Genomic DNA, 13475 nt, shown 5'->3' on the forward strand with positions numbered 1-13475 from the left:
GTTTACTACTATAGATTTAATGCATTCTGTTTAACAACATCCATGACAATTATACTTTTTTATGACCAACATCTTCCACTTCACTAAGTTTATTTAAAAAGAATTCACAATAGGTAAAAAAGGCATAAAAAAAGCCCATTTCAAAGAAATGGGCTTTAAAATTTTGTGACCCTAGCGGGATAATTTATAAACCATTTTATGCAAGATTTAAAGAAATTGTATGAAACTGGCGAAAAATTATTATCAAAAACTAGTTGTACATAATAGGTAAATCTATTAATACGGATTTGTAAAAAATAGTTGCGAATATCCAATTATTTAAGACGAATTTATATTGGTTTACATTCACATTATCTTTTTTTTAAAATTTGTATTCTGACATATTGTTTTTATCAGTTGAAAATAAGTTTATAGAAATTTGAAAATTACAATCAGTAATAGAAGAGTTATGAAACCTGAATACTTTATAGAATTAAGTGATCAAGAGCTTTTACAGAAAATGAAAAAAATAAAAACCAACAAAATAGTTGACGCGACCATTATTGGAGTTACAATTGGGATTGTGATTTATAGCATTGTAAATAAAGGCTTTGGATTTTTTACCTTCTTTCCTTTAATACTTGGATATATAATAATTAGAAATTCTAGGAATAATGAAATATTGTATCAGGAAATGCAAAAAGAATTAGAATCTCGAAACTTAAAATAACAAAATTTTCCCGAAACGAGATTTAAAGCTATAAGTAAATGAAAAGACTAATTCTAATTTTACTGTTTTTAAATGCTTTCCTTGTCAGCTGCAAACAAGAGACAAAGCAACTTAAAATAGATTCTCAAAATGAAAAATCAATTGAATCGAGAATTAAAACTTTACAAGTAAAAGATATTGATTCTTCACAATTTCCAAAATTATTGAAATACGAGGGATTCATAAAAAATGCTGTTCGTTGGAAAGATAAATTAGGTGATAATATTGTAATAACTACAGAAACAGGGAACTACAGAAGTGAAAAATTCCAGCATGAATATGACGAAAGCGGAGATGCTGAATTATTCGGGTATCATTTTTTAGTAAAAAATGGCAGAGTAATTCAAACCTGGAAAGTATATGATTACATCGATGATTGTCCAGTTGACATTGTGGCATCATTTGTAAAAAACAGCTTTGAAATTACCGATTTGAACAATAACGGAATTGCTGAAATTTGGTTGATGTACAAAATTATATGTCATGGCGATGTGAGCCCTTCCGAAATGAAAATTATAATGTATGAAGGAAAACAAAAATTTGCTATGCGTGGTGAAAACAAAGTTCAAACAGGAATTGATGATAGCGGAGAAAAATTATTTGAAGGAGGTAACTATAAATTTGATGCAGCATTTGAGAAAAGCCCAAAAGTTTTTAAAGATTTTGCATTAAACTTATGGAACAAGAATACGATTTATTGATTTTGATTTAATGACTTTTAAAATTTGACTTATACTTAATATATGAAAAAACTTTTATTACTGCTCTTAATTTTGCCTTTTATGATTTCTTGCAACGGACAAAAGAAAATGGATTTACTAAAATTAAATCTAAACGAACCAATAAAGAATGTAATAAACATCAATGACAGTTTGCTTATTGGCGTTGAAACTGTCGAATATCCGTTTTGTTTATTAATTGAAGCAGAAAAATCTGAAAAATATACTTTTGAAGGAATTGATTTAAAAGATCAAAAAGTCATTTTTCAGATACATTCCGAGAAACTTAAAACAGATAGTATTTCAAGATTTGGTGGTGCTCATATTGATTTAAAACCAATCAAAAATGAAAACGAATTAATGAACACTTTAAGAGATTTTAATGCCGAAAATAAAATTTACGGACTGAGAATAGTAATAGAAAACCCAAGTTTAAAATCGGAGATTTTAAAGAAAATAGAGTTAAAATATGGCAAGGGGACAAAAAATCCAAATACAGATAATGGTTTGTATTGGAACGTGAAAAAGGAAAACAAATATATTTTCTTCGCGCCCGATTATGACAGACTTATTATTTTAAATAACACCAATTTATCTAAAACTTGCTATTGGGACATATTTAATGGATCAATAGATTTTGGAGGCTGCGATAACGAAAAATACATAAAAGAACTAACCCAAAATAGCACCAAACCAGAAGATGTTAAAAACAAACCCATTATAAAAATCGATAAAAACTGGAATGTAAATAATCTAATTACAGGAAAATCAACCGAAGAGGAATTTTTAAAATCTCAAACGAGCAAAGATTTTGAGCGAGTAGAAGAAATTAACGGAAGTTCAGGAGATATAAATCAAATTATGTATGAAAATGAATACCACGATTTCTATTTCTACTTTACTACTAATCTGAAAAACCCTGAAAATAAAAAAACAAATATCATTAAAGGGTTTTCATTAGACGATTTGAAAAAAGTCGAAATTTCATTTGAAAATGGTCTGAAACCGGGAATGAAATTTGAAGATGCTTTAAAATTATTCGACAAAAAAATAATAAAAAAGACCATAAAAAATGAAGGCGAATTGAGTTTTGCAAATTATATCATTATCGAAAACGGACCATACGAAGTATCATTGGTTTTTAACGAAAAATTGCTTTTTTCGGGAATGTTTGTAAAATAAAAAACTTCGGTTTGCAATGATAATTTTGAAAAAGACTGCCCATAATTACTGATTTAAGATGAAAAAAAATCTATTACCACTTATAATTTTACCATTTATGATTTCTTGTAACGGACAGGAAAAAAGAATTGTAACTTCTATTGCCGAAGAACCTTTACAATTAGAAAATTTCGACTTTAACACTAAACTTTCTGCACTCCTGCCAGAAAAAACGAAGAGTAAGGTATATAGTGGATATTACGAACTAAAATCTGAGCTATTAAAAGTGGATACAATTTCAGACGGAGAGTTTATTGGAAGCGAAAAACCAGTAAGGATTGAATATAGGCAACAAAGTTTTTCAAGTCAAGATATACTTGCAAAATTTGGAAATGAAGAATTTAACGCTGTAAACCTTGCCACAACAATCGATGGAAAAATAATGGTTTTAAACGCTCTAATAGACAAAACAGATTTAAAACAGACTAAAGATTTCATTGAAACAATCGACAAAAAATATGGAAAATCAGCTAAAACTAAAGGAGAATTTTCAGATAAAAATTATGATATTTTTACCTGGCAATTAAAAGACAGAATAATAAGATATACTACAGTTCTTGACAAGGAAGAAAATACCTTAAAAATAGAAATTGACGAAGAAAATAAAAAAATAATGAATGGTGATAAAAATCCACATTATAAAGGGTACATTTTTATTATCAAAAAAGAGTATAAAAGCCAGATTTTCGGGAAAGTAAGCTCGGGAGATTTTGTATTTCTTGAATAAAAAAAATCCAATAAGAAGGTTTTTGTTGGGGCGAAAGTGTAAAAATTGGGAGATATTTTAACTCAAATAAAAAAATATAAAATCTTAAAAATAAAATGAATTCAAATGCTGCAAAATACATAAGGCGAATAGTAATAGCTATTTTTTTTACGAGCTTTTTAGTAAGCTGTAAAACAAGTAAGATTGCAAATGAAAAAAACAAAACTTCGAATGAAGTCGATATTTATGTGGCAGGCTACGAATACAATGACAGCAAATTTGAGAGTTCGATAGAGGAGATTGCCGACGAAGTAGGTATGAAGCATGTTGTGAAATTATGGAAAAACGGTAAAAGCATCGATTTAGAAGGAAAAGAATATTATTCTGATGCAAGTTCTGTTCTTGTGCATAACAATGATGTCTATGTTGGAGGCTCTATTGAACCCGGTGAAGAATATGTGGCAACTATTTGGAAAAACGGAAAAATACAAAAACTAAGCGATGGCAAAAAAACGGCTTATATTGAATCACTATTTATTGAAGACAATACTATTTATATTTTAGGGCAGCAATTTGTTGGTCCCAATTATATTATAAAAGTTTGGAAGAATGGCATATCTACAAATATTACAGATGGAAAGAATTCGGTAGATGGAAGATCATTTTTTGTTGATAAAGGAAATGTTTACATCTGCGGATATGAAAAGATTGGAAATAAAAGTGTAGCAAAAGTCTGGAAAAACGGAGTTCCCCAAAGTCTTACAAATGGTCTTAATAATGCCTATGCAGTTTCTATATATGTAGAAAATGATAATGTATATGTTGTAGGATATGAAATTGAAAATGATAAATACATTGTTAAATTATGGAAGAACGGGAAAGCTCAAAACCTTTCTGACGGCATAAATACTTCATATCCATCTTCTGTATTTGTTCAAAAAGATAATGTGTATGTGGTAGGAAATGAAAATAGTAATAATAAAAGCATATTGAAATTATGGATAAACGGCAAAGCACAAAACATTACAGATGGTACAAACAGTGCTAGTGCCAATGCTGTTTTGGTACATAACGACACGATTTACATTGCAGGATATGAAAAAAATGATTTAGATCGAGATGTTGCAAAATTATGGATAAACGGAGTGGCTAAGGACCTCACAGACGGCACAAAAAATGGATATGCAGAATCAATTTTTATTGTAGAAAAGAAATAATTTTATATAAACCTACTTTCTGAAATTTTTTAAAAAACTACTGTCAATAACCATAAGAAAAACAATGAAAAATAGCCTGACATTATCTTAAATAAAAGCTTCCTCCAACAACCATAATTACTAATTTAGGATGAATAAAATTTTATTACTACTTGCAATTTTACCGTTTATGATTTCTTGTCAAAACAAGAAGGAACAAGAAGAAAATAATTTAAAAGAACTTCAAAAGGAAGCTCAAGAATTGATGAAAAATCAAATTGATTTTTTTATGAATGCAACACCAAAATATTTTTCTGCGAAAACCGTAAATGGTAAGCTCTTTAATTCTCAGGATTTTAAAAACAAAAATTTGGTGGTATTTATCTATGACAAGTCCTACTTAAAAAAGAGTGACACATATGATATGACTAAAGAATTAAATGAAATTTATAATACATATAAAGACAAAATCAAGTTTGTAGGTATAATTGAAGGTTATGTTGAAAACCAAAACGAACTGAATGAATATTTGAAAAAATCTAAAATTTTATTTGAACAAATTGACAATACAAAATCGCAAGACAAGCCTGAAATATTAAATTATAATATGTATTGTAGTCCAGCTAAAATTCTTATTAACTCAAGTGGGAAAGTAATTCATTCTTCTTGTGGTGGTGGAAACAGTTATGAATTAATACAAAAATTAGATAGTATAAAAAACTTCCGCTAATAAAGGTTTTGTGTTAGAGAGTTGAAGTACAGAATTCAAAAATAACTTTCAATTGAACTTTAAGTTTAGTAATAACATCAATTTTTTGTGCTTTGATTTCCTGCCTGAACGCAAAATACCAAAATGTTCCCGTAAACTTTAAACCCAACATTTCATAATGAAATATTCAATCCTTTTATTCAGTCTTATTTTTTGCCTGTTTCCTTTCAAAGATTTGAAGATACAATGGGTCGAGAATCTCGATGGCGATTTTTCTTTTTCACGAAAGCAGAGTTTAAAATGTGAAGCCTGGTGTTATGAGTACGCAGGTGCTACTGAAATAATAGCAAAACGATCGAATAAAGATACAATTGAATGTTATACACTGGCCAATGAGGCTACCCATTGTACGCTACACTTTTATATTATCAATAATGTCATCAGCAATCCAAGAATTGAATTGAATAGTATTGCTGACGGAAAACGAACCTATGTATGTAATGATGGCAGTATAAAGATGGACAAAAAAGCAATGCAAAAAGGAATCTTAAAAGCCCAATTTGATATGAAGTTTGATCATCCCGAAAATCCAGAAAAAGTAATGTTCTGGAAGGGGAAAATTTATGCCAAAATAAAATAAGTGCAACAGCTAAACTATGGTTTAGTTTTCGTACTTATTTAAGTATTTAGTTTTTTCTTTGCAACTTTCATTTTAGCAGAATTCACTCAAAGCTTTTTTTCGCAAGAGTAATCGAATCTGGATGAGTTTTTACCTTATGGCGAAATTGACGGAATAGGAGGTGAGGAAACAAAAAAAGTAGGTTGGTTAACAGATCTCAAAAACACACACATGTATAAATTCTATCTTAAAAACACAAAAACAGAATTAGAAATGAAATTAACTCGCCTTCTATCTGCTGGGGTACTGCTCTTACTTTTTGCCTGCAGTAAAAAAGAGAATCCTAAAAGTGTCCAATCGGGTTTAGTTGAAAAAACTCAGGTTGAAACCGATTCAATACAGAAAGAAGAAGAAGTACCTCCCAAAAAGGAAAGCATCAATTTGTTTACTTTATTTCCAAAAGATAGCAGTGATGTTGCTTTTGTTTCCCTTTCGGATATTTATCCTGTAAATGATGAAAAGGACACGCTTATTTTACCTAACATAGAAAAACTAGGAAAATACAATGCTCAGTATTTTACCTTTGATAAAAACTACAGAAAAAGGTTTTTATCTAAAACCAATATATCCGAAACCGATTCTGTTTTTGTATTCGATTATGCTAAGAACAAATTGGCTTCGTTTGCTGTGAAAAGCTTAAAAACCGCTGCAATGTTAAATGGATATTCTTCAGAGGAAGATTGGCCTTATCGCACCTTGGATTTTATGATAGGTTTTGAAATCAACAAGAAACACTTAAACGGATTCAGTAAATATTTTAGAGATGCATTAGTATATATCGGTAAAGAAAATCCATTTTCGACAGACGGTTTAAAGCCAATTGTCTGGAAAAAAATTGCCAGTAAAGAATATCCATCAAAACCAATAAAAAATGAAGATCGTGATTTGTTAGAAAACATGGTAACTGGTAATACTTACTTGTTTAAAACAGAAATGCATCATTATTTTTTGCAAGAATATTTAGATGATGATAAAACAATTTATGCCAGACGTCTTTTAGTGACCGATTCTAAAATTAAAGACATCATAATTGAAAAACTTTACGCTCAAAGCGAAGATACCTCTCCCGCTCCTTTGAATTATGAAGAGGGATACAATACAATTAATCAGTGGACAGGAAAACTCTTCAAAAATAAGCCAACTGTTGTTTTTGGTTTTGAATATATTTCTTTTGGATGTCCGGTAATTTCAATTATTGACAAATCAAATGAAGAGATTTTTCTTCAATGTGACAATCGTCATTGACAATGATATTGGGATCAAGGCTTTTGTTCGATGGAGTGGGTTAGAGGATTATGGAAGTCTTTATTCTTTACTCGGTACAAAAAACAAAATTGAAATGACAAATAAAGTTTCAAAGAAAAATACTTATTATGAAAAATTAGTATGAATTTAAATGAAAAAACAATTACCAAGTTAGTTGGTGTTTTTATACTAATATTGGGTTTAACAATAATCTCTTTTTATATCAAAAGCGGATATAAATCATTCGGTTTATACATAATTCCTATTGTTTTTATTATCGGTTCAGTATTAATTATTTTAAAAGAAAACATTTCGAGATGGCTTGATGGCGAAAAAATGATAAAACCGGGGAGATGGATGGTGAAGCATTCACGTTTCGTTTTTTTTATTTTACCACTTTCGATATTTTCAATAATAGGTTTTTTAGTGTTGTTTTTTGCTATTAAATTAAAATGGGATGTTGGTTTATTAGGTTGGATAACAGTTTCTTTATTAGCTTTTTTTCCATTATTTTTAATTTATGGTTTGAAATTCGGATTTTCAATTTCCGAAAAACAACAAAAACAAATAGAGGAAAGACAAAATAAATTGTTTGCTAACGATAAAGGATTAACAATTGAAATGCCATTATTTGATAAGAACTGTTTTATAAGTTGGCAATCTCTTGAAGCTATTATTTATTATAATTATATTGTCAATAGTGACTTTACGGAGCAGTATGTAGGTTATAAACTCTATTTGAATGCAGTTCCTATTTATACAAAATACGAAAAGCAATGGTGGTTAAATAGATTATTCCCAAAAGATCCTCAAAACAAAATAATTGACATTAATAATGAAACAAAATGCTTTTGTGAAATGCCAAAAATTGTAGAGAAATATTTAAACGTAAAAGTGGATATTGATGTTAAAGACCCAATGAAAAACACATTGATTTCAAGTCGAACTTATAAAAGAGGAAATAAAATTACAAACATTGAAAAATGGAAGCCAAGCAATAGGGTAGACGAACAGATTGTTTTTGATAAATTCAATAGGAGTATAGACGAGATTAGGAAAAACTACCGCTAAGAAGGATTTCAACCTTATTGGAGTTTATAAATACGATAACCATAACAACCCAATAATATGGCAAAAAGAATTACAATCATACTCTTATTGAGTTCTCTACCTTTCATAATGTTTTTTGTAGCTAGCAAACTATCAATAATGTATAGTAAAATGTGCTATGATACTACTTACAAAAATTACCAAAAGGGCATTAATGCTGAAAATTATATTCTCCTTTCCGTTTCGAAAGTTATTCCACAAGATTTAATATCTGAAAATATAAATTTTGATACTTTAAATCATAAATTCATTCTTCCTCTAAAACATCAATATTATGATGAACAAAAGAACGAAGCTATAATAAGTAATTGCACTTACATATTTGATAAGAGAGGAGCTTTACTTTCTAAAATAGAATCTGCAGAAGAAAGTGAACAACAAAGTCAATTTGAGCACTGCGTAAAATTAGAAGACATTCTTAACCACAATAATAAATCGGTCAATGTTGAATATTTCTTAAAAGAGAGATATCGTTACAACTGGAATCCTTTTAGAGGATTTGGCAGTCCCAATGGCTCTGGCAGAAATATGACTTGGGAAGGGACTGCGGATATTGATTTAAAATTGAAAAAAGAAATAGTAAAACTTAAAATAGACGAAGTATTTGCTCAGAATTTTTTTTCGAATAAATCTGAAAGAAATGATTATGAATTAAATATAAGTCTTTATCAGTTACCAATTAAATTTCAAAAGATGTCAAGTATAGGCTTTTTTGTGAGGCACAAAACTTATGGTCCAAATGAATTGTATATTATTAAATCAAAATAACGAAGTCGTATAATATAGTTACGGTTTTACAGAATATAATTCAATTTTAAAATTATTTGTAATATTCAATTTTTCTTTCTGCTACCAATGTAGGTTCATCTAAATCAGTTCCTTCTAGAAACATATTGCATTTTATCCAGTTGTTGTGTCTATCATATTCATATGTGTAATAATATACCATGTTTCGTATTACATATTTTTGGGGCGCATCTGGAATAGCTTCTATTCTAATTAAATCTCCCTGTTCATTGTATGTTTTTACACTTCTGCTGTAATTCTTAAATGTCAATTCTAAATCGTGACCATAGCTTTTTACTGTTTCTACATAATCTTTAGTAGGGTGATAAGTATAGTCTTGCATTGCAACTACGCTTGCATCGTCAATAAGCTTTACTTGTGTAATTCGTCCCAAAGTATCATAGGTATAACGCCAATGCAAATCGTCATAATAGCGGCATTTTGTTTCTATGTCAGCATAAAATTGGCGTGGACTTTTTTCGATCCTAAAATAATCCGGACTGCTTGTGAGATATTCATTGCGATGTGGGCTATCTTGATCTCTGTATTCTTTTGCTTGAGCACCTGCAATTATTCTTTGGACTATGACCTGCCCTTTTTCATTATAATAAAATAATTTACGTGTAAATAAATCATCTTCAGTACAGGTTTTATCGATTATAGTACCTGTTCGTACGACATTGTATTTTTTCTCTTCTTTTACTCTTCCAATACTGTCGTATTCATATTTATAAACATACTCATTATAATTTTGCCATCTATTATTATCTATTTCAAGCGTGTATTCATTTTTAGCAGGAATTTGAATTTCATTTAATTTTAATAGTAAGTTATGATTCCAGACAGGGTAATACTGTTTTAATGCTGTTTTGTATCTGCTTTTCTCTTCGATATCATTATCATAGAGATGCTCATAATTCATCAAGATTTTTTTAGGCTTTTTATGCTTAGCTTTTGAATAATCATTTGCCTTTTGAAATGTTAGAACCATTTCAAAAGAAGAAAAATCATAATCCATTCTGTTGTAGGCAGGTCCTGTTATTCTTTGAAATTTATCAAAATTAATGACAGAATCATTTCGAATTAAATTATTGGTGTATGCTGCTTCAAGTTCTTCTTCAGTCAGGCATGCCTTTGGTTTTTTAAATTTAAAATAAACCGTTTTTACGGAATCCTTCAGGTTTAAATAATTGTTGCTGTTATGTTTATAAGAATATAATCCGCTGTATTTTTGAGTCGTTTGAGAATAGATTGGAGCTGAAAAAAACAGGAGACTTAGTAAAAATTTTAAAAATGGTTTCATCTTCAGGATTAAATTTATTTGTCTTTTATTTTCTTAGGAAAGATATATAAATTCATTTAGAAATACACTATTTTGAAAGTTATAGTAATCTGAACTTTTATGAGAAATGCTTAAAGTATGTAATTATCTGAATGTCTCTAGTGTTACATATATTTAGTATCAAAAAATTACGATAAACCAAGAGAGAAAAAACTATATCCTTAAAGGGACTTCGAACCATCTTTCAGCCCCGATTAAATCTCTAATAAAGCTGCTTTTTGACTGTCTACTTCAAACAGAGTAAGGATTCCGCGTAAAAAAAATCGAACTATAAAAGAGCAGGCTATAAAAATATTGATAAAGAGGTTTTTATGGGCATAAAAAAAGAGACAACTATCAAATAGTTGTCTCTTTAAGTGACCTCGACTGGATTCAAACCAGTAACCTTCTGAGCCGTAATCAGATGCGCTATTCAGTTGCGCCACGAGGCCTTTTGTTTTGCTAAACTTGTTCTTTGTGTTAACCTGTTTGCGGGTGCAAATATAGGAATAAATATGTATCTTGCAAGCATGAATTTGTAATAAAATAAAAAAAAATGAGCTTAAAAAAGTATATACGTGATATTCAGGGTTTTCCAAAAGAAGGAATTGTGTTTAAAGACATCACTCCAATGCTAATTGATGCAAATGCAACAAAAGAATGTCTGAATATCCTGGTTTCGGCCGTAAAGGATAAGAAAATTGACAAGGTAATTGGTGTTGAAAGTCGTGGTTTTTTCTTCGGTATGCTTTTAGCCCATGAATTGAATGCGGGTTTTATTCCTGTGAGAAAACCAAATAAATTACCTTTTGATACAATAAATGCTTCTTACGATTTAGAGTACGGTACAGATACCTTAGAAATACATATCGATGCTATTCAAAAAGGAGACAGAGTGCTTATTCACGATGATGTATTGGCAACTGGTGGAACAGCAAAAGCCGTTTGTGAATTGGTGGAACGATTAGGAGGGGTGATTGTACAGTGTAACTTCTTGATGGAAATTACTTTTTTGAATGGAAGAGAAAAAATTGCAGGAAATGAGATTTTCGCTGCAATGACGTATTAAGAGTTTATGGGGTTAAATTGTTTAAGAGTTTAAGCTGTGTTTATGCGGCATTCTTTAAATGATCTTAAACTTTATCCAAGTGCTCTGGTTGTAACATAATATCTGTATCCAATAATAGCCATTTGCCATTTTTTGGCTTTGGCCAAATCTAATCTTTGTTTGGTGAAACTTGGTAAAATAAGTTTGTTGATTTGAGCTAGAATTTTAAACATAGTTATATTTTTTTCAAAGGTATAAAAAAAGACGGTTTTGATGAGAAACCGTCTTTTTTATTGTTTTTATTTAATTTATTCTTTTTCATGTTCTCTCATGGCCTCTTTTCTGGCTTCCATTGCTTCTCTTTTGGCCTCCATCGCTTCTCTTCTAGCTTCCATAGCGTCTCTTCTGGCTTCCATTGCGATTTCGTATTTTTCCATTTGTTTTTCAAAAATGGCTTGACGTCTTTCCATTTCTTCTTCGATTGCTTGTTCAAAAGCTTGAGAATCCGGTTCGAAAGCTTCCATTTTCGCTTCAAATTCTTTCATCTCTTTGTTGAATTGCTTCATCGCTTTTTTGTCATTTACATCAGCTGGATGAACTGGTGGTTTTGGCATTTTTGACATGTCAATTTCAGGGAATTTAGGCATCGGTCCGTCAGGAAATACTGGTGGAGCAGGAAGTGCTGGTAATGCTGGATCTACCGGATCTACGGGGTCAATTGCTGCTATTGGATCTACAGGAGGAATTGGTTCGTTGCTATCGTAGCTTCTTCTGTTTGTGGTTCTCATCCCTTTTTTATCGGTAACGATTCCAATATTTGTAGTTCCATTTTCATTTTTAGAAATAGCAATTCCAAAATCTTTTATGGGTTCACTACTATTCACCTCCATAACGGTTGCAATTTCTTTTCCTTTTTGCAATTTTACTTTCAAACCAATTAATTCTTTGTCTGAGTTTCTTTTTACTTTTGAAAAAGTGGCATTAATTGCATGTTTTTCGCTCAAAATTTTCGCTGTCTCTTGTAGTTCTAAATCGGTAGTGCTTTTTTTGATATTATAGACAGTTGTTGCTTCAGGATCTGACTGATTTTTGTTGATTTCTTTTTGAATAGCAATTTTTTCCTGAGCAATGGTTTTTATTTGAAATAAAAATACAAAGGCAACTAATACAGGAAGTACCAAAGCATACTTCCAGGAATTCCATTTTTTGGATTGGTTTTTGTTTAACATAACGATTCGTTTTTTGATTAATGATTGATAAAAATGATTGGTAAGGACAACACAATTTTCGTGTGTTGTTATTTTTAAAAGCGTGAGTTGGTACGCTTTTTTGTCGGATATATTTTTGGTGGCTTCACTATCAGCAATGAATTCCAGATTTTGTAAAATGGCATTTTTGTACAGCCAAATAAAGGGATTAAACCAAAAGAGAGTACAAAATAATCGGGTAATCAAAACATCTACCGTGTGGTATTGATCACTGTGTACTTTTTCATGTTCTAAAATGCTTTCCAATTCAGCTTTGCTATACATTGATGAGTTGTATACAATGGTGTTGAAATAGGAAAACGGTGCTATATTCTCTTTTAGATCTATGAATTTATGATCAGCTTGTTGATGAATGGTTTTTCCTTTTAGAACGCGATTTAAGCTATAAAAGTCAAAAGCAAATTGGGTTAGAAACAAGGCTATTCCGATTATATAGGCAATTGCCAGAACAAGATACCAGTTGATTTCAAAACTTTCTTTTTGAACACGGGTTGTCATTGGCATTTTTGACCAATCATAATGGGTTGTTGTAGGTTCTACCCAAACAATAGTGGTGAAAACTACCCATGGCAAAATTACGGATGTGAGTAAACCAGCCAAAAGAAACCAACGATTTGCGGTAAAAAAGGTTTCTTTTCGTAAGAATAAATAATAGGCAATATAAAACATTGCTATCAGTCCGCTGGATTTTGCAATATATATGAATAGTGTTTCCATAT

The 13475-nt window shown here is 30.3% G+C and carries 14 protein-coding genes and 1 tRNA gene; 11 read left to right on the forward strand and 4 right to left on the reverse strand.

Annotation, left to right across the window (positions count from 1 at the left end; translation table 11 throughout):
- The first annotated feature begins 448 nt into the window (after positions 1 to 448).
- From OZP08_RS12205 to OZP08_RS12250, 10 genes are all read left to right on the forward strand, one after another.
- Positions 449 to 709 (forward strand): FUSC family protein, encoded by a 261-nt coding sequence (locus OZP08_RS12205; RefSeq protein ID WP_281321959.1) that lies wholly within the window; start codon positions 449 to 451, stop codon positions 707 to 709.
- A 38-nt stretch (positions 710 to 747) separates the two neighbouring features.
- Positions 748 to 1449 carry a M949_RS01915 family surface polysaccharide biosynthesis protein gene (locus tag OZP08_RS12210; RefSeq protein WP_268846377.1) on the forward strand — a complete coding sequence of 234 codons (702 nt, stop codon included), beginning with the start codon at positions 748 to 750 and terminating at the stop codon, positions 1447 to 1449.
- Positions 1450 to 1491: 42 nt separating this feature from the next.
- Positions 1492 to 2649, forward strand: a complete 1158-nt coding sequence (locus tag OZP08_RS12215) for a hypothetical protein (protein WP_268846378.1) — start codon at positions 1492 to 1494, stop codon at positions 2647 to 2649.
- 58 nt (positions 2650 to 2707) lie between these two features.
- Complete coding sequence (locus OZP08_RS12220) at positions 2708 to 3415, forward strand: hypothetical protein (RefSeq protein WP_281321960.1); 708 nt, start codon at positions 2708 to 2710, stop codon at positions 3413 to 3415.
- 95 nt (positions 3416 to 3510) lie between these two features.
- Positions 3511 to 4611, forward strand: a complete 1101-nt coding sequence (locus tag OZP08_RS12225; protein ID WP_268846380.1) for a hypothetical protein — start codon at positions 3511 to 3513, stop codon at positions 4609 to 4611.
- Positions 4612 to 4741: 130 nt separating this feature from the next.
- Positions 4742 to 5320 (forward strand): peroxiredoxin family protein, encoded by a 579-nt coding sequence (locus tag OZP08_RS12230; protein ID WP_268846381.1) that lies wholly within the window; start codon positions 4742 to 4744, stop codon positions 5318 to 5320.
- Positions 5321 to 5477: 157 nt separating this feature from the next.
- Positions 5478 to 5939, forward strand: coding sequence for a hypothetical protein (locus tag OZP08_RS12235; protein ID WP_281321961.1), 462 nt, complete (start codon positions 5478 to 5480; stop codon positions 5937 to 5939).
- A 210-nt stretch (positions 5940 to 6149) separates the two neighbouring features.
- Positions 6150 to 7223, forward strand: coding sequence for an oxidoreductase (locus tag OZP08_RS12240; protein ID WP_268846383.1), 1074 nt, complete (start codon positions 6150 to 6152; stop codon positions 7221 to 7223).
- Positions 7224 to 7364: 141 nt separating this feature from the next.
- Positions 7365 to 8294 carry a hypothetical protein gene (locus OZP08_RS12245; RefSeq protein ID WP_281321962.1) on the forward strand — a complete coding sequence of 310 codons (930 nt, stop codon included), beginning with the start codon at positions 7365 to 7367 and terminating at the stop codon, positions 8292 to 8294.
- Between the two features lie 57 nt (positions 8295 to 8351).
- Entirely contained in the window at positions 8352 to 9101 is a 750-nt protein-coding gene (locus OZP08_RS12250; protein WP_268846386.1) for a hypothetical protein, read from the forward strand.
- 52 nt (positions 9102 to 9153) lie between these two features.
- Here OZP08_RS12250 and OZP08_RS12255 read toward each other — a convergent pair whose 3' ends face one another.
- Positions 9154 to 10422 (reverse strand): hypothetical protein, encoded by a 1269-nt coding sequence (locus OZP08_RS12255; protein ID WP_281321963.1) that lies wholly within the window; start codon positions 10420 to 10422, stop codon positions 9154 to 9156.
- A gap of 396 nt (positions 10423 to 10818) precedes the next feature.
- Positions 10819 to 10892 (reverse strand) — tRNA-Arg (locus OZP08_RS12260).
- Positions 10893 to 10996: 104 nt separating this feature from the next.
- Between OZP08_RS12260 and OZP08_RS12265 the strand changes: the two genes are divergently transcribed.
- Positions 10997 to 11509: an adenine phosphoribosyltransferase gene (locus OZP08_RS12265; protein WP_268846389.1), complete on the forward strand. Its 513-nt coding sequence runs from the start codon at positions 10997 to 10999 to the stop codon at positions 11507 to 11509.
- 71 nt (positions 11510 to 11580) lie between these two features.
- Here OZP08_RS12265 and OZP08_RS12270 read toward each other — a convergent pair whose 3' ends face one another.
- Both OZP08_RS12270 and OZP08_RS12275 read right to left on the reverse strand, forming a co-directional pair.
- Complete coding sequence (locus OZP08_RS12270; RefSeq protein ID WP_268846390.1) at positions 11581 to 11721, reverse strand: SsrA-binding protein; 141 nt, start codon at positions 11719 to 11721, stop codon at positions 11581 to 11583.
- Between the two features lie 75 nt (positions 11722 to 11796).
- On the reverse strand, positions 11797 to 13473 hold the full coding sequence (locus OZP08_RS12275; RefSeq protein WP_281321964.1) for a M56 family metallopeptidase: 1677 nt from the start codon (positions 13471 to 13473) through the stop codon (positions 11797 to 11799).
- Between the last annotated feature and the right edge of the window lie 2 nt (positions 13474 to 13475).

It is taken from the genome of Flavobacterium aestivum, from assembly GCF_026870175.2.
GTDB classification, from domain to species: Bacteria; Bacteroidota; Bacteroidia; order Flavobacteriales; family Flavobacteriaceae; genus Flavobacterium; species Flavobacterium aestivum.